The sequence below is a fragment of the Bordetella genomosp. 5 genome, assembly GCF_002261475.1.
Lineage (GTDB): Bacteria > Pseudomonadota > Gammaproteobacteria > Burkholderiales > Burkholderiaceae_B > Bordetella.
On record NZ_NEVN01000007.1, the window covers coordinates 179,626 to 200,978 of the forward strand.

The 21,353-nt window shown below is 68.7% G+C and carries 21 protein-coding genes; 7 read left to right on the plus strand and 14 right to left on the minus strand.

Annotated elements, in window-relative coordinates:
• Nucleotides 1–81: 81 nt before the first annotated feature.
• From CEK29_RS13750 to CEK29_RS13760, 3 genes are read left to right on the plus strand one after another with little or no spacing between them, the layout of a single operon-like run.
• Complete coding sequence (locus CEK29_RS13750) at nucleotides 82–1,275, plus strand: acyl-CoA dehydrogenase family protein (protein WP_094858456.1); 1,194 nt, start codon at nucleotides 82–84, stop codon at nucleotides 1,273–1,275.
• Nucleotides 1,276–1,295: 20 nt separating this feature from the next.
• A complete protein-coding gene (locus CEK29_RS13755) occupies nucleotides 1,296–2,540 on the plus strand; it encodes an acyl-CoA dehydrogenase family protein (RefSeq protein ID WP_094858457.1) in 1,245 nt (414 codons plus the stop codon).
• Nucleotides 2,537–3,334 (plus strand): enoyl-CoA hydratase-related protein, encoded by a 798-nt coding sequence (locus tag CEK29_RS13760; protein ID WP_094858458.1) that lies wholly within the window; start codon nucleotides 2,537–2,539, stop codon nucleotides 3,332–3,334. Before CEK29_RS13755 ends, CEK29_RS13760 begins: the two co-directional genes overlap by 4 nt.
• Here the strand turns inward: CEK29_RS13760 and CEK29_RS23935 are convergent.
• The 5 genes from CEK29_RS23935 to rmuC form a co-directional block, all read right to left on the minus strand.
• Nucleotides 3,321–3,458, minus strand: coding sequence for a hypothetical protein (locus tag CEK29_RS23935; protein ID WP_176456907.1), 138 nt, complete (start codon nucleotides 3,456–3,458; stop codon nucleotides 3,321–3,323). The genes CEK29_RS13760 and CEK29_RS23935 overlap by 14 nt on opposite strands.
• Before the next feature lie 55 nt (nucleotides 3,459–3,513).
• Nucleotides 3,514–4,233, minus strand: coding sequence for a phosphate signaling complex protein PhoU (gene phoU, locus CEK29_RS13765; protein WP_094858459.1), 720 nt, complete (start codon nucleotides 4,231–4,233; stop codon nucleotides 3,514–3,516).
• Between the two features lie 326 nt (nucleotides 4,234–4,559).
• Nucleotides 4,560–5,240 carry a ribose-5-phosphate isomerase RpiA gene (gene rpiA, locus CEK29_RS13770; RefSeq protein ID WP_094858460.1) on the minus strand — a complete coding sequence of 227 codons (681 nt, stop codon included), beginning with the start codon at nucleotides 5,238–5,240 and terminating at the stop codon, nucleotides 4,560–4,562.
• 54 nt (nucleotides 5,241–5,294) lie between these two features.
• Nucleotides 5,295–6,977 carry an isovaleryl-CoA dehydrogenase gene (locus CEK29_RS13775; protein ID WP_094858461.1) on the minus strand — a complete coding sequence of 561 codons (1,683 nt, stop codon included), beginning with the start codon at nucleotides 6,975–6,977 and terminating at the stop codon, nucleotides 5,295–5,297.
• A gap of 187 nt (nucleotides 6,978–7,164) precedes the next feature.
• Nucleotides 7,165–8,595, minus strand: coding sequence for a DNA recombination protein RmuC (rmuC, locus tag CEK29_RS13780; RefSeq protein WP_094858462.1), 1,431 nt, complete (start codon nucleotides 8,593–8,595; stop codon nucleotides 7,165–7,167).
• Between the two features lie 229 nt (nucleotides 8,596–8,824).
• Here rmuC and CEK29_RS13785 point away from each other — a divergent pair, with 229 nt between their 5' ends.
• Nucleotides 8,825–9,469, plus strand: coding sequence for a YrbL family protein (locus tag CEK29_RS13785; protein WP_094800875.1), 645 nt, complete (start codon nucleotides 8,825–8,827; stop codon nucleotides 9,467–9,469).
• On the opposite strand, the gene CEK29_RS13790 is transcribed toward CEK29_RS13785, so the two are convergent.
• The 9 genes from CEK29_RS13790 to CEK29_RS13830 all read right to left on the minus strand — a co-directional run bounded on the left by CEK29_RS13790 (nucleotide 9,470) and on the right by CEK29_RS13830 (nucleotide 18,353).
• Nucleotides 9,470–10,180, minus strand: coding sequence for a DNA-3-methyladenine glycosylase (locus tag CEK29_RS13790; protein ID WP_094858463.1), 711 nt, complete (start codon nucleotides 10,178–10,180; stop codon nucleotides 9,470–9,472).
• Nucleotide 10,181: 1 nt separating this feature from the next.
• Nucleotides 10,182–10,541, minus strand: a complete 360-nt coding sequence (locus CEK29_RS13795) for an arsenate reductase (RefSeq protein ID WP_094800879.1) — start codon at nucleotides 10,539–10,541, stop codon at nucleotides 10,182–10,184.
• On the minus strand, nucleotides 10,538–11,341 hold the full coding sequence (locus tag CEK29_RS13800; RefSeq protein ID WP_094800881.1) for an ABC transporter permease subunit: 804 nt from the start codon (nucleotides 11,339–11,341) through the stop codon (nucleotides 10,538–10,540). Before CEK29_RS13800 ends, CEK29_RS13795 begins: the two co-directional genes overlap by 4 nt.
• Complete coding sequence (locus CEK29_RS13805) at nucleotides 11,338–12,258, minus strand: ABC transporter permease subunit (RefSeq protein ID WP_094800883.1); 921 nt, start codon at nucleotides 12,256–12,258, stop codon at nucleotides 11,338–11,340. The genes CEK29_RS13800 and CEK29_RS13805 overlap by 4 nt, the downstream gene beginning before the upstream one ends.
• Nucleotides 12,255–13,382 (minus strand): ABC transporter ATP-binding protein, encoded by a 1,128-nt coding sequence (locus CEK29_RS13810; RefSeq protein ID WP_094800885.1) that lies wholly within the window; start codon nucleotides 13,380–13,382, stop codon nucleotides 12,255–12,257. The genes CEK29_RS13805 and CEK29_RS13810 overlap by 4 nt, the downstream gene beginning before the upstream one ends.
• Before the next feature lie 6 nt (nucleotides 13,383–13,388).
• Nucleotides 13,389–14,492 (minus strand): polyamine ABC transporter substrate-binding protein, encoded by a 1,104-nt coding sequence (locus CEK29_RS13815; protein ID WP_094858464.1) that lies wholly within the window; start codon nucleotides 14,490–14,492, stop codon nucleotides 13,389–13,391.
• A 198-nt stretch (nucleotides 14,493–14,690) separates the two neighbouring features.
• Nucleotides 14,691–15,401 carry a 3-deoxy-D-manno-octulosonic acid kinase gene (locus CEK29_RS13820; protein WP_094800889.1) on the minus strand — a complete coding sequence of 237 codons (711 nt, stop codon included), beginning with the start codon at nucleotides 15,399–15,401 and terminating at the stop codon, nucleotides 14,691–14,693.
• Entirely contained in the window at nucleotides 15,391–15,816 is a 426-nt protein-coding gene (locus CEK29_RS13825) for a group II truncated hemoglobin (RefSeq protein ID WP_094858465.1), read from the minus strand. The genes CEK29_RS13820 and CEK29_RS13825 overlap by 11 nt, the downstream gene beginning before the upstream one ends.
• Nucleotides 15,816–18,353 (minus strand): ABC transporter permease, encoded by a 2,538-nt coding sequence (locus CEK29_RS13830; RefSeq protein WP_094858466.1) that lies wholly within the window; start codon nucleotides 18,351–18,353, stop codon nucleotides 15,816–15,818. The genes CEK29_RS13825 and CEK29_RS13830 overlap by 1 nt, the downstream gene beginning before the upstream one ends.
• Nucleotides 18,354–18,468: 115 nt before the next feature.
• On the opposite strand from CEK29_RS13830, the gene CEK29_RS13835 reads away from it, so the two are divergent.
• The 3 genes from CEK29_RS13835 (at nucleotide 18,469) to CEK29_RS13845 (ending at nucleotide 21,346) form a co-directional block, all read left to right on the plus strand.
• Nucleotides 18,469–19,443, plus strand: a complete 975-nt coding sequence (locus tag CEK29_RS13835) for a TRAP transporter substrate-binding protein (RefSeq protein WP_094858467.1) — start codon at nucleotides 18,469–18,471, stop codon at nucleotides 19,441–19,443.
• 75 nt (nucleotides 19,444–19,518) lie between these two features.
• A complete protein-coding gene (locus tag CEK29_RS13840; RefSeq protein WP_094800897.1) occupies nucleotides 19,519–20,019 on the plus strand; it encodes a TRAP transporter small permease in 501 nt (166 codons plus the stop codon).
• 49 nt (nucleotides 20,020–20,068) lie between these two features.
• Complete coding sequence (locus CEK29_RS13845) at nucleotides 20,069–21,346, plus strand: TRAP transporter large permease (RefSeq protein ID WP_094858468.1); 1,278 nt, start codon at nucleotides 20,069–20,071, stop codon at nucleotides 21,344–21,346.
• Nucleotides 21,347–21,353 lie beyond the last annotated feature (7 nt).

Sequence of the window (21,353 nt, forward strand, 5' to 3'; positions counted from 1 at the left end):
TTCCGAAGCGGGGGTTCCACAGAGCCAGATTGTGCGCGGCGCCTCACGCGTGGCTAGATGTGCCGCGAGGAGGCGTGAATCATGGACCTGAGCTGGACGCAGGAAGAACGTCGCTTTCGCGACGAGGTACGCACGTTCGCGCGGGAGCACTTGCCCGCCGACATCAGCGCCAAGGTGTGGCGGCATCAGCGACTCGAGCGCGACGATTACGTCCGCTGGCATCGCATACTGGCCGAGCACGGCTGGGGCGCGCCGACGTGGCCGCGCGAGCACGGTGGCACCGGCTGGAACGCCGTGCAACGTCTGCTGTTCGAGATGGAATGCTTCAAGGCCGGCGCGCCGCGCCTGCTGCCATTCGGCTTGCAGATGATCGGGCCCGTGCTGATGCGCTTCGGCAGCGCGGCCCAGCAGCAGGCGCTCCTGCCCCGCATCCTTCGCATGGAAGACTGGTGGTGCCAGGGCTATTCCGAGCCCGGGGCCGGATCCGACCTGGCCTCGCTCACCACGCGCGCGGTGCGCGATGGCGACCACTACATCGTGAATGGCCAGAAAACCTGGACCACGCTGGCGCAGTACGCCGACCGGATGTTCTGCCTGGCCCGCACGGACCCGCAGGCCAAACCGCAGCGCGGCATCTCGATGCTGCTGCTCGATATGCATGCGCCGGGCGTGACCGTGCGACCCATCCGCACGCTCGACGGCGGCCATGATGTCAATGAAGTCTGGCTCGAGAACGTGCGCGTGCCGGTGCACGACATCGTCGGCGAAGAAGGCGCGGGCTGGACCTACGCCAAGTATCTGCTCGGGCACGAGCGCACGGGCATCGCCGGGCTCGGGCATTGCCATCGTGAGCTCGCGCTGCTCAAGCGCATGTTCGCGGCGGCGCAGGACAACGCGGGCACCCCGCTCGGCGCCAGCCAGCGATGGCGCGACCGCATCAGCCTGATCGAGGGCGACATCCTCGCGCTGGAAATGCTGCTCTATCGCGTGGCGGCCGAGCGCGGTGATCATCCCGGGCCGGAGGCGTCGGTGCTGAAGATCCGCGGCTCCGAGATCCAGCAGGATCTCGCGATGCTGCAGATGGAAGTGGCCGGCCCCGATGCCTGGCCCTACGACCCGGCGTGGATGGAGGCAGAAGCGGATTTCCACGGGCCGGGCCCCGGGATGACGGCCGCCGCCGGCGCCGGCTATTGCGACATGCGCAAGACGACGATCTACGGCGGCTCCACCGAAATCCAGAAAGGCCTGATCGCCCGCATGGTTCTCGAACACTGACGCCGGAAGGAAACCCGACCATGGATTTCACATATAGCGAAGAGCAGCGCATGCTGGCCGAGAGCCTGCAGCGGCTGCTCGATGATCAATGGCGTTTTGCAGACCGCCGGGCCCGCCGCGCTGCCGCGGGCTTCGACGAGGCGCCGTGGCGCGCGCTGGCCGAGCTGGGCGTGCTCGGCCTCTGCGTTCCGGCCGAGGCCGGCGGCTTCGGCGAGCCGCCCGCCAGCCTGGTGCCGGTACATCTGGCATTGGGCCGGGCGCTCGTCGACGAGCCGGTGATCCCTGCCGTCATGGTGGCCGCCGCGTTGCAGGCCTGCGCCGATGCGGCGCGCGAGGGACAGGCCGGCGCGGGGCATCCCGGCGCGGAGCATCCCGGCGCGGGGCAACCCGGCGCGGGGCAGCCCGGCGCAGTGCCGGCCGGCGCGGGACAGCCAGACGTGGGGCTGGCGCACGACCTGCTCGCCAGCCTTGCCGCGGGCGGGCAGGTGCTTACGCTGGCCTATCAGGAGCCGGGCCGGCGCTACGCCGTTCCGGCCGATCAGTGCCGCGCCCGGGAGGCCGATGGCGCGTGGCAGGTGAGCGGCGTCAAACATCTCGTCTGGCATGGCGCCGCCGCGCATGGCTGGATCCTCAACGCGGTGACCCAGGCCGGCGAGCAAGTGCTGCTGCATGTCTCGCGCGAGGCCAGCGGCGCGGATATCGTCGATACGCCCACGCTGGACGGAACCCGCTGCGCCCGCCTGACCTTGCAGGATGCTCCGGCCACGCTGCTCGCGCACGGCAGCGCCGCCGAACGGGCGATCGAACGCGGGCTGCAGTGGGGCACGGCGGCGCTGTGCGCGCACGCGGCCGGCGCGATGGCGCGCCTGCTGGAGCTCACCGCCGACTACCTCCGCACACGGCGGCAATTCGGCCAGCCGCTGGCCGCCTTCCAGGCGCTGCAGCACCGCGTGGCCGACATGCTCGTGAACCGCGAAATGGCGCTTGCCATGGCCCACGTCGCCGCGGCCGCGCTGGCCGAGCCCGACACGCGCGAACGGGCGCGAATGCTGGCGCACGCCAAGCTTCAGGTGGGACGCCACGCCAGACAGCTCGGCCAGGCCGCCGTGCAGCTGCATGGTGGCATGGGCATGACCGACGAGCTGGAAGTCGGCGACTACTTCAAGCGGCTGACCGCCGTCGACCTGCTGCTGGGCGATACCGCGACACAGCTCGCCACCCTGCAGACCCTGGCGGCGGATGCCGATGAGGAGACACCTTCGTGAGCCGTGATTTCGAGGAAATCCGCCTTGAGTGGCTGGGCGACGTCGCCCGCATCACGCTGCACCGCCCGGAGCGGCTCAACGCCTTCACCGACACGATGCAGGGCGAGCTGCAGGCCGCGCTCGACCAGATCGAGGCCCGTCCGGATCTGCGCGGCGTGCTGCTGACCGGCGCCGGCCGCGCGTTCTGCGCGGGGCAGGATCTCGCCCAGCGGCAGCCTCTTCCCGAGGGCCAGCGGCGCGATCTGTCGCAAGGTCTGCGGCAGCACTACCGCCCGCTGATCCTCCGCCTGCGCGCCCTGCCCGTGCCCGTCGTGTGCCTGGTCAACGGCGTGGCGGCGGGCGCTGGCGCCAGCCTCGTGTTCGCCTGCGACGTGGTGATCGCCACCGAGTCCGCCCGCTTCGTGCAGGCGTTCGCCCGGATCGGCCTGATGCCCGATGCCGGCGCGACCTGGTTCTGGCCGCGCCTGGCCGGCAGCGCCCGAGCGATGGGCGCCGCCGTCTTCGGCGAGCCCGTCAGCGCGCGCCAGGCCCAAGACTGGGGCCTCATCTGGAAATGCGTGCCCGACGATGCCTTCGCGTCCGAAGCCGAGCGCCTCGCCGCGCAGCTCGATAGCGGCCCCACCCGCGCCTGGGCCGCCGTGAAAGCCGCGCTGTCCGTCAGCGGCCAGCACACGCTCGCCGAACAGTTCGACCTCGAGTGCGAACTGCAACGCGGCCTGGGCTACACCGACGACTACCTCGAAGGCATGCGCGCCTTCGGCGAGAAGCGCCCGCCGCGCTTCACCGGGCGCTAGCGAGGCGAAAAATGCCGCCCTCGTAGGGCAGCAAGCCGAAGGCGCGGCGTGGAGGCGTTTCTTTTTCAGGCGGCTTGAGGACAAAAAAGGCCTCGGTGTAGACCGAGGCCGTTTCGAGCCACATGCATTTCGAGCCCCCCGCATGTCGAGCCGCATGCAGGGGCGCCGGGCGTCGCCGCTCAGCTTTCGGCGGACTCTTCTTCGCCGCGCGCCAGGCGCTCGGTGTTCTTCACACCGGTGTGACGCACGTCGGCGCCCTTGACCATGTAGATCACGCGCTCGGCCATGTTCTTGGCGTGGTCGCCGATGCGCTCGAGCGCACGGGCGATGAAGATCATGTCGATCGCGCGCGAAATCGTGCGCGGATCTTCCATCATGTAGGTGATCAGGTTGCGCAGGGCAGCCTTCCACTCTTTGTCGACTTCTTTGTCGCTGCGCACGACCTGGGCGGCCAGGATCGGATCCAGGCGGGCAAAGGCGTCGAGGGCGTTGTGCAGCATGTTGCCGACGTTCTGCGCCATGTGGCGCAGCTCGATCAGCGGGATCTGCTGCTGGCTGTTTTCGTACATGCGGCGCACCGCGGTGGCGATCTTCTCGGCCTCGTCGCCCGAGCGCTCCATGTCGGTCAGCATCTTGGAGACGGCCAGCAGCGTGCGCAGGTCGATCGCGGTGGGCTGGTGGCGCGCCAGGATCAGGCTGATGCGCTCATCGATCTCGACCTCGTGACGGTTGACCTCTTTCTCGCGCTCGCGCACCTTTTCCACGAGGGTCATGTCGCCCGCGGGAATGGCTTCGATGGCTTCGTGGATCATGGCCTCGACCACGCCCCCCATCTGGAGGAACTGCGATCGAACGTGCTCGAGATCGGCATCGAACTGTTTGTTGGTGTGCTCCGTCATCCGGACTCCCTGCGAGGTTGGTCTCATGGTTGCGTCCCCTGTACGCGAAAGGCGCGGGGGACCTGCCGACCCGCAAGGTTATGACTTGGATGTGACAGGATTATGAATGCGCCGGGAGGTGCCGGCAAGCGCCCGCGGAGCCGCTCGCACGGGGGGGGCGACACTGCGGGCGGCGAGGCGCCGACGCCCGGCGCCGGATTCGGCGAGGCGCCGCGATCCGGAGGCGGTGGAGTCAGGCGCCGCGGCGAGATCGGCGCGGTGCCGCGGCCAACGTCCTCGGCGAAATCGGCACGGTGCCGCGGCCAGCGGCCGCGGCGCGCGCGGCCTCAGGCCTTGCGCTCGAGCCGGCGGATGCCGTCCTGCGTGGCCAGCAGCGCCACGTCGGCACCTGCGATGGCGAACAAACCGACCGTCACCACGCCGGGCAGGTCGTTGATGCGGGTTTCGAGCCCGCGCGCATCGGTGATCGACAGACCGGCCACGTCCAGGATGACGTTGCCGTTGTCCGTCACGAAGCCCTCGCGCAGGCGCGGCGTGCCGCCCAGCTCGGCCAGGGCACGCGCCACGCTGGCACGCGCCATCGGGATCACCTCGACCGGCAGCGGGAAGGCGCCCAGGGTCTGCACCAGCTTGGACTCGTCGGCGATGCAGATGAAGCGCTCGGCCACCGAGGCCACGATCTTCTCGCGGGTGAGCGCGCCGCCGCCGCCCTTGATCATGGCCAGGTCGCCATCGAGCTCGTCGGCGCCGTCGACGTAGATCGGCATGGACTCGACCTCGTTGAGATCGAGCACCGGCAGGCCATGGCCGGCCAGACGCGCCGCGCTGCGCTCGGAGCTGGCGACCGTGGCGCGGATGCGACCCTTGAAACGCGCCAGACCGTCGATGAAGAGGTCGGCCGTGGAACCGGTGCCCACGCCGATGACGACATCGGGGCCGGCGACCTGTTCGACCAGTTCGAGCGCCGCGTCGGCGGCCTGTTGCTTGAGTTGTTGCTGAGTGAGCATATGCGGAAGTCACGCGCGGATGAACGCGCAAAAGTCGAGTGCAAGGCCTGCAATTTAGCAGATGCCCGGCCAGGCCCGCGAAAGCACGGCGGCGGCATCGACGCCGGCGCCGCCCTCGCCCCACAGGCCCGCCCTGCCCGCCAGACGCGTGCTCACAAAGCCCTCGGCGACCGGCGCCGGCGCGTGGCATAACAGCAGCGCGCCCTGCCACAGCCGGGCGAGCTCGGCCGCCAGCCAGCGCGCGGACGCCGGGTCCGCCGCCGCGTGGTCGTGGTGCCTCGCACCGGCACGCCGTGCGGCGTCGAGCCAGGCCGCGAGCCGCGCGTCGTAGCGGGCATCGCGGCCCCGGGCCAGGCCCAGCTCGGTCTCGATCGCCTCGGTGACGTCGGGCTCGCGCGCCAGCGCGCGCAGCACGTCGAGCGCCATGACGTTGCCCGAACCCTCCCAGATCGAGTTCACGGGGGCCTCGCGGTAGAGCCGGGCCAACGGCGATTCTTCGACGTAGCCGTTGCCGCCCAGCACCTCCAGGCATTCGCCCAGGGCCTGCACCGCGCGCTTGCACACCCAGAGCTTGGCCGCCGGCGTGCCCACCCGCAGCAGCGCTCGGGCCACGGGCGAGTCACGCTCGTCCATGGCGCGCGCCAGACGCAACGCCAGCACGGTGGCGGCCTCGGACTCGAGGGCCAGGTCGGCGAGCAGCGCGCGCATGAGCGGCTGCGACAGCAGCGGCGCGCCGAACGCCTGACGATGCCGGGCGTGGTGCAGGGCCTGCACCACGCCCTGGCGCAGCAACGCGGCGCTGCCCAGCACGCAGTCCAGCCGGGTGGTGGACGCCATCTCGAGCAGCAGCGCGAGGCCGCGGTCGGGCTCGCCCATCATCACACCCCAGGCGTCCTCGAACTCGACCTCCGCGCTGGCGTTGCTGCGGTTGCCGAGCTTGTCCTTGAGCCGCCGCACCCGGACCGCATTGCGCGGTCCATCGGGCACCCAGCGCGGCACGAAGAAGCACCCCAGGCCCGCGTCGGTGCGGGCGAGCACCAGATGCGCGTCGGCCTGCGGCACCGAGAAAAACCACTTATGGCCGGTCAGCCGATACGGCCGGCCGCGTCCGGCCGCGCCCTCGGGCTCGGCCCGCGTCGTGATGGCGCGCAGGTCGGACCCGCCCTGCTTCTCGGTGAGGCCCATGCCGATCAGGGCGCCGCTCTTGGCGCCGACGGGCGCGTCGGCCGGATCGAATTCGCGCGACGCCAGACGGGGCATCCAGGTCTGCGCGAAGTCGATCGCGCCCGCCGGCTCGCGTGCGATGAGCGGCAGGGCCGCGAAGGTCATCGTGGTGGGGCACAGGGTGCCGGCCTCGACCTGCCCCTGCATGAGAAACGCGGCGGCGCGCGCCACATGGGCCCCGGCTCCCGGCTGCAGCCAGGCACGGTTATGCAGGCCGCGCGCGGCGATGCCGCGCATGAGCTGGGTCCAGGCGGGATGGAATTCGATCCGGTCGATGCGGTGGCCGCCGCGATCGTAGCCATGCAGCTCGGGCGGATGACGGTTGGCCTCGTCGCCGGCGGCGAGGGTCTGGGCCCGGCCCAGCCAGGCCCCGTGCTCGCGCAGCTCGGCCGCATGGGCGTGCGCGCCTTCGCGCGCCACCGCCTCGGCCAGCACCGGATCGGTGTCGTAGAGCGAGTAATCGTCCAGGGGCGGCACCTGATTGGTCACCGCGTGCGTGAAGAACGGCTGCATGGCGTCTCCTTGCGGACTTGCGGACCCGCCCTGAGACGCGGCGGGCTACGAACCTAGTGTATCGGGTTCGTTGGAGGACGGCGCGGGGCTACCCGGCGCGGGGCAACCCGGCGCGGGGCTACCCGGCGCGGGGCAACCCGGCGCGGGGCTACCCGGCGCGGGGCTACCCGGCGCGGAGCGGCGCGGTTCAGGCGGGCCCGGGGCGACCCTGCGCGGCAGGGGACGGCGCGGCGTCGGCCGCCGCGGCATCGCCCGGCGCGGCATCGGCCGGCGCGCCATCGGCCGCCGCGGCGCTGTCCAGCGTGGCATCTGCCGCCGCCACACCAAAGAGCTGCCGCGTTTCGTCTTCGGGCAGGGCCTCGACCGTCTTGAGGCTGCGCAACATCACGCGGGTGCGGGTTTCGGTGGCGCCGATCTTGCTGCTGGCGTTGTCGAGCGACTTCTTGACCGTGGCGAGCGCGTCACCGAACTTCGAGAACTCGGTCTTGACCGCGCGCAGCACCTGCCAGACTTCGGACGAGCGCTGCTCGATGGCGAGCGTGCGAAAGCCCATCTGCAGGCTGTTGAGCAGCGCGGCCAGGTTGGTGGGACCGGCCACGTTCACGCGCAGGCCGTGCAGCTTGTCGATCAAGCCGGGCTGACGCAGCACCTCGGCATACAGCCCTTCGGTGGGCAGGAACATGATGGCGAAATCGGTGGTGTGCGGCGGGGCCACGTACTTATCGGCGATGAGACGCGCCTGGGTCTCGACCGCGCGGGCCAGCGCGGTGCCCGCCTGACGCGCGCCGTCGGCGTCCGCGGCTTCCTGGGCGTTGAGCAGGCGCTCGTATTCTTCCTTGGGAAACTTGGCGTCCACCGGCAGCCAGACCGGTTCGCCCCCGGCATCGCGGCCCGGCAGCCGGATCGCGAACTCGACGATCGCGTCGCTGCCCGGCACCGGCCGCACATTGCGCGCGTACTGGTCCGCGGTCATGGTGTCTTCGATCAGGCGGGCGAGCTGGACCTCGCCCCAGGTGCCGCGCGACTTCACGTTGGTGAGCACCCGGCGCAGATCGCCCACGCCGGCCGCCAGCGTCTGCATCTCGCCCAGGCCCTTGTGCACGGCCTCGAGCCGTTCGGATACCAGTTTGAACGACTCGCCCAGCCGCTGCTCGAGGGTGGCGTGCAGCTTCTCGTCCACCGTGCGCCGCATCTCTTCGAGACGGGCGCCGTTATCGGCCTGCAGCGCCTGCAGGCGCGCATCGACCGTCTGGCGCACTTCGGCCATGCGCCGGTCGTTGAGCTCGACCAGCCCCTGCAGCCGCTCGCCGAACTGGGCCGAGAAGCGCGCCAGCGAGGCGGCGTATTCCTCGCGCGCCTCGCGCTGGTCACGTGCCAGCGCGCCCCGCAGGTCTTCCTGGGTTTGCGCGAGCTCGGTGCGCAGCGCGCGGGACGACTCCGACAGCTCGCCGCGCAGCCCGCGCTGGCCCTCGGCCAGATCCGCGCGCAGCAGGCGCTCGAGCCGTTCGATGTCGGCGCGCAGGGCATCGACGCCCGCGCCGCCGCCCGCCCGCAAGAACGCGCCGAGCGCGAACAACGCGGCCAGCACCGCGGCCCCCGCCATGACCCACGACAGCATTGGCTCCAAATCCCTCTCCTCGCAATTCCGACGACAACATCAAGACGCGATTCTGCCTGAAGCCGGGATCGCCAGCCGCGCGGGCCCCGCGCCCTGCCCCATATCGCAGTAAGATTGCGCCTTCCATCAGACTAGTCCTATTTTTCCCTTGGCCGCCTTGCCTCCGCAGACGCCGTTTTCCGGCGCTCCCCTTCCGCCCGACGGCCGCACCGCGCCTGGCGTGCGCGCCATGTTCGGCCCGCTCGATCTGTCGGGCGCCGCGCCGCTCGCGCAGGGCGGAGACCGGTATGTGTTCCAGCATCCGCACGAACCCGGACTGCTGGTCAAGGTGATGGACATGCAGGCCCGCGCCGTCTTTCTGCAGGCGCGGCCCTTCAAGCGCTGGTACAAGCAATTCCAGCGCGAGAGCGCCTATCGCGTCTACCTGAACGAGTTCTCGGAGTACGTCTGTACCACCACCCGCCCCTCCGGCGTGTGGCAGGTGCCGATGGCGCGCATTCTGGGCGTGGCGCAGACCAGCCTGGGGCTGGGCCTGCTGGTGGAAAAGATCACCGACGGCAACGGCCTGCTCGCGCCCACCGTGAAGGACCTGGCGGCGCAGGGCAAGTTCACCGTCACGCTGGCAGCCAAGCTGGATGCCTTCTTCGCCGATCTGGCCGACGCTCACCTGGTGATCCACGACATGTCGGCCAGCAACGTGGCCTGCGGCTACAACGCCGACGGCAAGCCCGGTCTGTATCTGGTGGATGGCTTCGGCGTGCTGCCGCTGATTCCGTTCTATGCCTGGAGCCGCCGGCTCAACCGCCGCCGCATCGAGCGCAAATACGCCGAGATGCGCGCGCGCATGCCGGCGCCTGTGCCGGATCCGGACTGATCAGGCCAGCGTCGCGCCGCTGCGATCCATCCAGACGTAGTCCCGCCCCGCCTCCTGACCGCGGCGTAGCGGATTGCGCGTACAGAACGCGGCGTAGGCCGGGTCCACGAACCGGTACGGCAGATGCTCGTCGCGGCCTGCGGGAATCCCGAGACGCGTCGTGTTGATCAGGCGCGGCACCTCCTGCCCCACGTCTTCGACAAAAAAGCGTTGCGGGTCGAATCCCTTGCCGTCCCAGTCGGGCACCTTGAGCCCGAGCGCCCGGCACAGCAGTGTCTGGCCCGCGCACAGACGCGTCGGCGCGCGCGGTCGACCCTGTGCGTCGGGATTGAGGCGCTGCATGCAGGCCAGCGCGCGGGCGTCGCTCACGGCGTCGAGCCAGGGATGCGCGGACTTGATCAGCACCGCGTTGCCGGGACCGTGCGCGCTGAAGTTCAGCGAGTCGCCCCCGCGGGCGTAATACATGTAGATCGTCCCGCCGTTCATGAACAGCGCGCGGCGCTTCTCGGTGTAGCCGAGCGAGGCGTGACTGCCGCGATCGGTGAGGTAATACGCCTCGGTCTCGATGATGCGGGCCGACAGCCACAGCCCGCGCCAGCGGCGCCGGATCACCTTGCCGAGCAGATCGCGGGCCAGTTGGGCGGCATCGCGGTCGAAGAAGGCATCGGGCAGTGCCGGCCCCGGCACGCCGGCGGGCGCCTCGCCGGTCATGTCAGGCGAAGCGCTCGCCGTAGCGCTTTTCGGAGAAGCCCACCGTCACCACGCCGTCGGATGTGACGGTGACGGGCCGGCGCACCAGTGCCGGGTACTCGGCGATGAGGCGGGTCCATTGGGCCGCGGTGCTCGCCGCCTTCTGCTCGTCGGACAGGGCACGCCAGGTCATGGAGGTGCGATTGACCAGCTTCTCCCAGCCGCCCAGCTGCTCGGCCCATTCTTTGAGCGTGGCAGCTGGCACCGGATGGTCGCGGTAGTCGATGAAGGTGTGCGCCACGCCGTTTTCATTGAGCCAGTCGCGCGCCTTCACGCAGGTGCTGCATTTGTTCAGGCCGTACAGGGTGGTGGTTTGGGTCATGAGGATTCCTTGCGCACTTGCAGGCGGTTGGCAAGGATCACGCAGGTGCCGACCGCCAGAATGAACAACGTGGCCAGGGCATTGACCTCGGGCTTGAGGCCCAGGCGCACGCGCGAAAACACTTCCATGGGCAAGGTGGTGAAACCCGGCCCGGACAGGAACGACGCCAGCACGACGTCGTCGAGCGAGAGCGTGAACGACAGCAGCCAGGCCGACGCCAGGGCCGGTGCGATCAGCGGCAGCGTGATCGAGAAGAACACGCGCAGCGGCGTGGCGCCGAGATCCAGCGCGGCCTCTTCCAGCGAGCGGTCCATGTCGCGGATGCGCGACTGGATCACCACCGCCACGAAAGCCATGCAGAGCGTGACGTGGCCGACCCAGATCGTGAACATGCCGTTTTGCTCGGGCCAGCCCAGCAGGCCGCGCATCTCGACGAACATGAGCAGCAGCGAGATGCCCAGCACCACCTCGGGAATCACCAGAGGCGCGCTCAGCATGCCCAGGTAGAGGCCGAAGCCGCGGAAGCGGCCCATGCGCGCCAGCACGTAGCCGGCCCAGGTGCCGATGATGGTGGCCGCGGTCGCGGTGAGCGCCGCCACCTTGAACGACAGCCAGGCGGCCCGCAGCAGCGCGTCGTCGGCGAACAGCGCCGAGTACCAGCGCAGCGAAAAGCCGGTCCAGGAGGTGACGACGGGCGAATCGTTGAACGAAAACGCCATCAGGCTCAGGATGGGCACATACAGAAAGAAATAGCCCAGGCCGAGGGCCAGCCCGCGCAGGGACTTGTTGGGTCCTTTCATCGGCGGCCCCCGCGATCGAGCTGCTGCTGCTTGATCTGGTTGTACTGGAACAGCGCCAGCGGCACGAGCAACAGCAGCACCATGACGCACGTCACCGCCGAGGCCATCGGCCAGTCGGTGTTGTTGAAGAACTCATTCCACATCACGCGGCCCATCATCAGCGTATCGGCGCCGCCGAGCATCTCGGGAATCACGTATTCGCCCACCGCCGGGATGAACACCAGCATCGCCCCGGCGATCACGCCCGGCCGCGACAGCGGCACGGTGATGCGCCAGAACGCCTGCCAGGGCTTGGCGCCCAGATCGTAGGCGGCCTCGAGCAGACGCAGGTCCATCTTCACGAGATTGGCGTAGAGCGGCAGGATGAAAAACGGCAGATAGGCATAGACCATGCCGATGTACACGGCCAGGTCGGTGCGGTAGATCTCGAGCGGGCTCGCGGTGATGCCGAGGGTCATCAGCACCTTGTTGAGCAGGCCGTCGTTGCGCAGGATGCCGACCCAGGCATACACGCGCAGCAGCAGCGAACTCCAGAAGGGCAGGATCACGGCCAGCAGCAGCACGTTGCGAATCGCTGGCGACGAGCGCGCGATGTAGTACGCCATCGGATAACCGATCAGGATGCAGACCAGCGTCGTGATCGCGGCCATCTTGACCGAGTTCAGGTAGGTGGCGAAGTACAGGTTGTCGGTGAACAGCAGGACGTAGCTGCGCAGGTGCAGGCTGAGCTGCACCGCCTCGTCCTTGAACTCGGCCAGCGGCGTGTACGGCGGGATGCCGAACTCGAGCTCCGCGAAGCTGATCTTGAACACCAGCAGGAACGGCACCAGCAGGAAGACCACCAGCCACAGAAATGGCGGCACCACCGCCAGGGCACGCCCCGACGGCAGCCACTCGCGCACGGACGGCAGCCTCATGATGCCAGCACCGTGGCGCTATCGGCGTCCCAGCTGACGTAGACCTCTTCGTCGATGCCGGGCGCGTCGATCGAGCCCAGCAGCAGGCTGGGCATGCTGGCCTCGATCACCATGCCGGAGTCGAGCCGGATCTGAAAGAGACCGTAGCTGCCCATCCAGGCCATGTGACTGACCATGCCATGGGCCCAGTTGTAGTCGCCATCGGGTTGATTGCGCGACACGACCAGACGCTCGGGGCGGATCGAGACGTGCACGTCCATGCCCAGCGGCTCGCTCACGCCGTGATTGACGTAGAGCGGACGCGACAGCTCCTCGGACTCGATCACGACATGGTCGGGCGCGTCTTCGGTGATGGTGCCGGTGAAGAGATTCGTGCTGCCGATGAAGCCCGCCACGAAGCGCGAGTTGGGGAAGTTGTAGACGTCTTGGGGCGAGCCGCACTGCACGATCTGGCCGTCGGTCATGACGGCCAGCCGGTGCGCCATCGTCATGGCTTCTTCCTGGTCGTGGGTGACCATGATGCAGGTCACGCCGACCTGCTCCAGGATCTTGACCAGCTCGATCTGCGTTTTCTGGCGGATCTGCTTGTCGAGCGCCGACATGGGCTCGTCGAGCAGCAGCAGCTTGGGCCGCTTGACCAGGCTGCGCGCCAGCGCCACGCGCTGTTGCTGGCCGCCCGACAACTGATGCGGCTTGCGGCGCGAATAACCCGCCATCTGCATCAGGTCGAGCGCCTCGAACACGCGGTCGTGGATCTCCGCGCGGTCGACCCCCTCCTGCTTGAGGCCGAAGGCGACGTTGGCCTCGACGGTCATGTGGGGAAACAGCGCGTACGACTGGAACATCATGTTGACCGGCCGCCGGTAAGGCGGCACGGCCGTGATGTCTTCGCCATCGAGCATGATCTGCCCCGACGTCGCGTCTTCGAAGCCCGCCAGCATGCGCAGCAGCGTGGACTTGCCACTGCCCGAGCTGCCCAGGAGGGCGAAGATCTCGTTGCGCTTGACCGAAAGGTTGACCGATCGGACGGCGACGGTGTCGCCGAAAATCTTGACCACGTCGACGATCTTGACGAACTCGTCCGGATCGGTGGAGTGCTGTGCCGTGTAACGGCTATCGCTCATGATGACTTATCTTCCGGACTTCAGTTCGGCCCACATGCGGGTCTGCAGGCGCTGGACGGGCAGCGGCTGCGCCTTGATGACGTACAGCGTCTTGGCGACATCCGGACCCGGATAGATCATCGGATTGTCGGCGACGTCCTTCACCACGTACTTGCGCGCCTCTTTGTTGGCGTTGGGGTAGAACATGGTGTTGGTGATCGCGGCGTGCACCTGCGGCGTTTCGATGTAGTTGATGAACGCGTGCGCCTCTTCGGGATGCGGCGCATCCTTGGGGATCACCATCAGATCGAACCAGGCCGGCGCGCCACCCTTCGGAATGAAGTAGTTGATGTCGTAGGTCTTTTTGGCCTGCTGGGCGCGGTTGCGCGAGATCATCACGTCGCCCGAGAAGCCATAGACCATGCACAGATCGCCCACGGCGAGCTCGTCGATATAGCCCGACGAGCTGAACTGGCGGATGTACGGGCGGATCTTCTTGAGGAGCTCGAGCGCTTCTTTATAGTCTTCGGGCTTGTCGGAGTTGGGATCCTTGCCGAGGTACTTGAGCGCGGCCGGGAACACCTGCGCGGCTTCGTCGAGCACCGAAATGCCGCAATCCTTGAGCTTGGCGGCGTTCTCGGGCTTGAACAGCATGTCCCAGCTTCCGAGATCGGCGTTCTCGCCCATGATCTCTTTGACCTTGGTGACGTTGTAGCCCAGGCCGTTGGTGCCATAGCCCCACGGCACGGCGTACTCGTTGCCGGGATCGACGGTGGCGACCAGCGCCATGATGTCCGGGTCGAGATACTTCAGGTTCGGGATCTTCGACTTGTCGAGCTTCTGAAACAGGCCACCCTGGATCTGGCGCGAGGCGTAATGCGTCGAGGGCACGACGATGTCGTAGCCCGACTTGCCCGTCAGCAGCTTGGCCTGCAGGGTATCGTTGTTGTCGTAGACGTCGTAGCGGACCTTGATGCCGGTCTCTTTCTCGAAGCCTGGAATGGTATCGGGCGCGGTGTATTCGGCCCAGTTGTAGACGTTGACGACCTTGTTCTGTGCCAACGCGGGTGTAACCGCCGCGGCGACTGCCGTGAGACCCAGCGCAAAGCGCATTCCCGTCATGAATTTCATCGCGACCCCTTGCCTAATTTCGCGTGTTGGAGAAATGCCAAAAGGCAAAATGATAAAGCCTTTTAGAGGGTGGTTGTTGTCGCCCGCCCTCCGAATCGGCGATTTTCGCGGGGGGATGGCGACGCGACCGACACCGCGCGTTCGCCCACCCTTGCCCGCGGGGCTGCTCAGGCAGCCATGGCGTTCATGCCGCAGCCTTCATGCCTGGGCCGCTCGGTATGCGGCGACGATCCGGTCCCAGGCCGCCGCGCCCGGTTCGCCCGCCACTTTGACGAGCGAGCGCTTGAGGCGGTCGAGATTGGCCTGGCGCGCCGACGCGGAGACGCCGCCGCCCGTGCCGCGGTCGAAGTCGATCAGCCAGGCGTCGCCCGCCGCGTCGAGCAGAATGTTGAAGGCGTTGAGATCGGCATGCCAGACGCCGGCCGCGTGCAGGGCCGCGATGGCGCGTCCGGCGGCCTCGCAGGCCGCGGGCGCGAGCACGTGGGCCAGCGGCCGCACCTCGGGAATGCGCTCGATCAGGATCGCCGCGCGATAGATGAGCCCGCTGCGCCAGTAGCCGGCGGCCAGCGGCGCCGGCACGCGCAGGCCCTGGGCCCGCATCGCGGCCAGCAGCCTGAACTCTCGGAACGCTCGGGTCCGCTCTTCGCCCTGCCAGAGATAGGCCGCGCGCGAAATCCTGGCGACGAGCCCGCCGCGCCGGTAACCGCGCAGCACGCCCTGCCACCCCGCCCCCGCCACGAACCAGGCCGCCGCCCGGCCGCCGGCCTGCACCGGCTCGGCCGAGGCGCCGTAGGCCTCGGGTCGCAACAATGTGGGATCGGGGCTCGCGATACGGCCCGGATCGAACAGCATGGCGCCGTCGTTCCAGGCGTGACGCGCGACCGGCTGCGCGCGGGCGTCAGCCGGCACGATTGCGCATCCAGTCGGCCACGCCGAAGAACGAATGCACCAGACGCTCGACCAGCGCCGGCTCGATCTGCTGGTCTTGCATGGCGCGGCCCATGCAGGCCACCCACTGATCCCGCTCGATCTCGCCGATGGAAAACGGCAGATGGCGCGCGCGCAGGCGCGGATGGCCGAAGCGCTGAATGTAGTGATCGGGGCCGCCGAAGTAACCACAGAGAAACCAGAACAGCTTGTCGCGGGCGTCGTCCAGGCTCGGGCCGTGCGCGGCGCGCAGCTCGCGGAAGTCGGGCTCGAGGTCCATCAGATCGTAGAAGCGGTCGACGAGCGCACGCACGGCGGACTCGCCGCCGAGCAGTTCGAAAATGGTCTTGGTGGTGTCGAGCGGCTCGAAAATCGGCTCGACGCGGGTGGTGGTCATCAGGCTTCTCGCAAGGTCACTAGGGGCGGCGTGCGCAGCACGCCGCGCAGGGCCAGCGCACCGCCGGCCCAGGCGCCGGCCATGCCGGCGGCCATCCCGGCCAGCCACGGCCAGACGCGCATGGTAATCGTGAAATCGAAGACCTGGGTCGACAGCACCCAGGCGATCGCCGTCGCGCCGCCCGCGCCGAGCAGGCCGGCCAGGGCGCCCACGGCGAGCAGCTCGATGCGCTGGGCGCGCGCCAGCTGGGCCCGGGTGGCGCCCAGCGCGCGCAGCACGGCCGCCTCGCGCACGCGCTCGTCGCGCGTGGCGGTGAGCGCCGCCGCCAGCACCAGCACGCCCGCCGTCAGGGTGAAGGCGAACAGCAGTTGCACCGCCTTGGTCACTTCCTGCAGCACCGACTGCAGCTGCGACAGGATCGCGCCCACGTCGAACACCGTCAGGTTGGGAAAGTCACGCACCAGGCTGCGCAAGACCGGCACCTTGTCGGGCGGCAGATGGAACGAGGTGATCCAGCTCTGCGGCATGTCGGCCAGCGCCGGCGGCGACAGAATGGCGAAGAAATTGACGCGCATGGTATCCCAGTCGACCCGGCGCACGCCGGCCACGGTCACCTCGGTGGTCTGCCCCGCCACGTCGAAGCGCAGCCGGTCGCCCAGCTGCAGGCCCAGCGACTGGGCCAGGCCCGATTCCAGCGAGACTTCGTGGGCCGCCGGATCGATCCAGCGGCCGGTGACCAGCCGGTTGCCTTCCGGCGGCGTGTCGGCGAAGGACAGGTTGAACTCGCGGTCGACCAGCCGCTTGGCGCGCGGCTCTTCGTAATGGTCGGGGCTGACCGGTCTGTCGTTGATCGAGACCAGCCGGCCCCGCACCATAGGCCACAGCCGCACCTGCGACAGCCCCTCGGCCTGCAGGCGGGCCAGCACTTCCGTGCGCTGGTCGGGCTGGATATTGATCAGGAAACGATTGGGCGCGTCGACCGGCAGCGTGCGCTGCCAGCCCGCGATGAGGTCGGTGCGCGTCATGGTGAGCAGAATCAGCGCCATCAGCCCGACGGCCAGCGCGCAGACCTGCGTGATCGTCGCGGCCCGCCGGCGCACCACGCCGGCCAGCGCGAAGCGCAGGGCCGGCAGGCCGCCGACCGCGCCGCGCAGGCGCGCCAGCAGCAGCACGGCCAGCCAGGCCACCAGCGCGAAGATCAGGAAGGCGCCCAGGAAGCCGCCGGCCACGACGGCCCCCAGCTTGAGATCGCCCGCGAACCACCAGATCAGCAGCGAGAGGCCCACCGCGCCGATCGCGTAGCCGCCGGCGCTGCGCGCCCGGCCGGTGCCGGCGTCACGCCGCAGCACACGCGCCGGAGGCACGTGTCGCAACTGCGCCAGCGAGGGCAAGGCGAAGCCCAGCAGCATCAGCAGGCCGGTGACCAGCCCCTGCAGGGCGGGCATCAGCGAGGGCAAGGGCAAGGTCGTGTCGATCAGGCCGGCCAGCGCCATCACCAGCAACTGATGCACGCCGAATCCCACCAGGCATCCGCCCAGCGCGGCCGCCAGCCCCACCAGGGTGAACTCGGCACAGAGCATGGCGCTCACCTGCGCCTGTGACGCCCCCAGACAGCGCATGACGGCGATGCCATTGCGATGCCGCTGCATGAAGCGGCCCGCGGCCAGCGCCACCGCCACCGCCGAGATCAGCACGGCCAGCAGGGCCACCAGCGACAGGAAGCGCTGCGCGCGGTCGAGCGTGCGGCGCACCTCGGGCCGGCCCGACTCGAGCGTGGCGATCTTCTGACCGCGCTGCAGGTGGTCTTTGAGCCAGGTTTGATAGCCGGCGACCGCGGCGGGCTCGCCGGCCGCGAGCAGGCCGTAGCCGATGCGGCTGCCCGGCGCGACGAGGCCGGTGGCTTCGAGGTCGGACACGCGCAACATGACGCGCGGCGCCACGTTGACGAATTGCATGCCGCGATCCGGCTCGTAGGTCAGCACGCGCTCGACCTTGAGGCGGGTGTCGCCCAGGCCGATGGTCTGGCCCACCGACACATTCAGCAGCGCCAGCAACTGCGGGTCGGCCCACACCGTGCCCGGCGACGGCACTTCGGTGGTGGGCGCATCGGGCGCGAACGGCGCCTCGGCCACGCGCAACCGGCCGCGCAGCGGATACCCCGGCTCGACCGCCTTGATCGACACCAGTTGCGCGCTGTCGCCGGCGCTGGCCATCGACGGAAACTGCAGCGTGGACGACACGCGCAGGCCGCGCTCGCGCGCCGCGTCGAGAAAGGCCGCGGGCACCGGCTCGTCGGCGTCGAGCAGCAGGTCGGCGCCCAGCATCTGGCCGGCGTCGCGCTCGAGGGCACGCGAGACCCGGTCGGACAGGAAGCCCACGCTCGTGACCGCGGCCACCGCCACGATGAGCGCCAGCACCAGCAGGCGCAGTTCGCCCGACCGGGCGTCGCGCACCATCATGCGCACGCCCAGCGCGAGCGAGGCCAAAAAGCCGGGACGGGCGCCGCGGCGCGCGGCGGAATCAGGGAAATCCATCATCGTTGAACCATGAACCATCGGGGTTTACCGCAGGGAATCCCGCTATCATGCAGCAGGGCGAAAACTCGGGTTTTCGTCAGCATACCTAATACAAAAGACCCCTGGAGAAGACATCATGCGTAAGACGTGGCTAGCCGCCGCCCTGTTTGCCGCCGGCGCATTCGGCGTGACCGCCCCGGCCCAAGCCCAGACCACCCTCAAGATGGCCTATGCCCTGTCCGCTACGTCGCACTACGGCGCGGGTGGCGAGGCCTTCGCCAAGTCGATCGAAGCCAGCACCGGCGGCAAGTACAAAGTCCAGCAATTCGCCAACAGCGCGCTGGGCGGCGAACGCGAAGTGATCGAAGGGCTGCAGATCGGCACCATCGATCTCGCCATCGTCTCGACCGGCGCCACGCTCAACTTCGTGCCCGAAACCGGCGTCTTCGACATCCCCTTCCTGCTGCGCGACCTGTCCCACGCCCGTGCCGTGCTCGACAGCAAGATAGGCCAGGATATGCTCGCCAAGTTCCCCGATCGGGACATCGTGGCGCTGGCCTGGGGCGAACAGGGCTTTCGTCACCTGACCAATAACGTCCGCCCCGTGGCCACTCCGGCCGACGCCAAGGGCCTGAAGATCCGCACCACCGAGAACCCGGTCCACATCACCGCGTTCCGTCAGAGCGGCATCCTGCCGACGCCGATGGCCTGGCCCGAAGTGGCCACCGCCCTGCAACAGGGCACGATCGACGGTCAGGAAAATCCGCTGTCGGTCATCACCTCGGCCAAGCTGTCGCAGATGCAAAAGTACCTGTCGCTGACCGGCCACGTGTACGGCCCCGCGCTGGTCCTGATGTCTGCCTCCACCTATGGCAATCTGTCTGCCGACCAGAAAAAGGCGTTCGATCAGGCCGGCAAGGACTCGGCGATGGCGATGCGCGGCTACGTCGACAACATCGAAAAGACCGGCGTCGAGCAGCTCAAGAAAGAAGGCATGCAGGTGACCGAGGTCGATCGCGCTGCGTTCGCGGCCGCCGTCGAGCCGGCCTACCCGCAGTACTACAAGAAGTTCGACCAGAAGCTGATCGAAGCAATCCGCGATACCAAGTAAACGCGCCTGCGTTGCGTGCACAGCCGTTCGCCCCGTGCGAACGGCTGTGTCCGTTCATCTGCACTGGATGTTCCCATGCGCCTGCTGTGCCTTGCCGAAACCTATTTGTTCAAACTCGCGTCCGCGCTCGCCCAGATTCTGCTGGTGGGCTCGGCCTGCGCCGCCTTCTGGCAGGTGATCGCGCGCTTCGTGCTGCATTCGCCGGCCGACTGGAGCGAAGTCGCCACCCGCGCCCTGCTGATCTGGACCGTGCTGCTCGGCGTGGCGCTGGCCTTCCGTCACGGCGCCATGATCAGCGTCGAGATGCTGCGTAACGCCCTTCAGGGGCGCGCCCGCCGCGCGCTGGAGATCGCCATCGGCGCGATCTGCGTGCTGTTCCTGGGCACCCTCGCCTGGATCGGCGGCCAGATGACCTGGCGCGTGCGCTTCCAGAACGTACCCAGCCTCGACATCTCGATCTCCTGGATCTACCTGGCCATCCCGGTGGGCGCCACGCTCGCGGTGATCGCCGTGATCGCCCGGCTCGCGCGCGCCGAAGAAGACGACGTCCCCGTGCGCAACGACGCACAGGGCTGAGCCTCACGGCCCCGCCCACTCTCTCTGAATTCCTGAAGGCGAAAATCTTATGTCGCAGTTGATGATCGTCACGATGCTGATCTTCTTCGGCCTGTCGGTGCCCGTGGCCGTGTCCATCGGGCTGGCGAGCCTGGCGGGCGTGGCGTCGAGTGGCCTGCCCTCGCTGGTGGTGGCGCAGCAGCTCTTCGCCGCGCTCGACAAGTACCCTCTCGTGGCCATTCCGTTCTTCATCCTCGCCGGCAACCTGATGGAGGCCGGCGGCATTTCCGAACGCATGGTCGACTTCGCCAAGAGCCTCGTGGGCGGCGTGCAGGGCGGCCTGGCCTGCACCTGCGTGCTGACCTGCATGATCTTCGCGGCGGTGGCGGGTTCGAGCGTGGCCACGACCTTCGCGGTCGGCGCCATCCTGATTCCCGCCATGATCCGGCACGGCTACCCCGCGCCGTTCGCGGCCTCGCTGCAGGCCTCGGCCGCCGAGCTCGGCGTGATCATCCCGCCCTCGATTCCGATGATTCTGTTCGCCGTGTCCACCGACACCTCGACCGGCGAGCTCTTCATCGCGGGCGTGGTGCCGGGCATCCTGATCGGCGTCGCCCTGATGTTCTACGTGTGGATGTATGCACGCCGCAACAAGCTCGGCCTGCGCGACGGCGAAGGCCGGCTGCCGATCTGGCCCGCGTTCAAGCGGGCGTGGCTGGCGCTGCTGATGCCGGTGATCATTCTGGGCGGTATTTACGGTGGCGTGTTCACGCCGACCGAGGCCTCGGTGGTGGCGGTGGTCTACGCCGTCGTGGTGGGCAAGTTCATCTACCGCCGCCTGTCGTTCCGCGCGATGTCCACGACGCTGCACAAGTCGGTCGTCTCTACCGCGGTGATCATGTTCGTGATCGCCAACGCGGGCCTTTTCAGCTTCCTGCTCAATCGTGCCGGCATTCCGGACATGCTGGGTCAATGGCTGTCGGGCCTGTTCGACACCAAGATCGGCTTCCTGATGGGCGTGAATGCCGCGCTCTTCGTGATCGGCATGTTCATCGAGACCTCGGCCTCGATCGTGGTGTTGGCCCCGCTGCTGCTGCCGGTGGCGCTGTCGTTCGGGGTCGACCCGGTGCACTTCGGCATCATCATGGTCGTCAACCTGGCGCTCGGCATGATCACGCCGCCCTTCGGCGTGAACCTGTTCGCGGCCTGCGCGGTGGCGAAGCTGCCGCTCGAACGCCTGATCAAGCCGCTGATTCCGTTCGTGCTGGTGGTGATCGCCTGCCTGTTGGTGATTACCTACTGGCCCGGCCTGTCGCTCGGCCTGCGCGATCTGGTCTACGGCCGCTGAGGCCGAA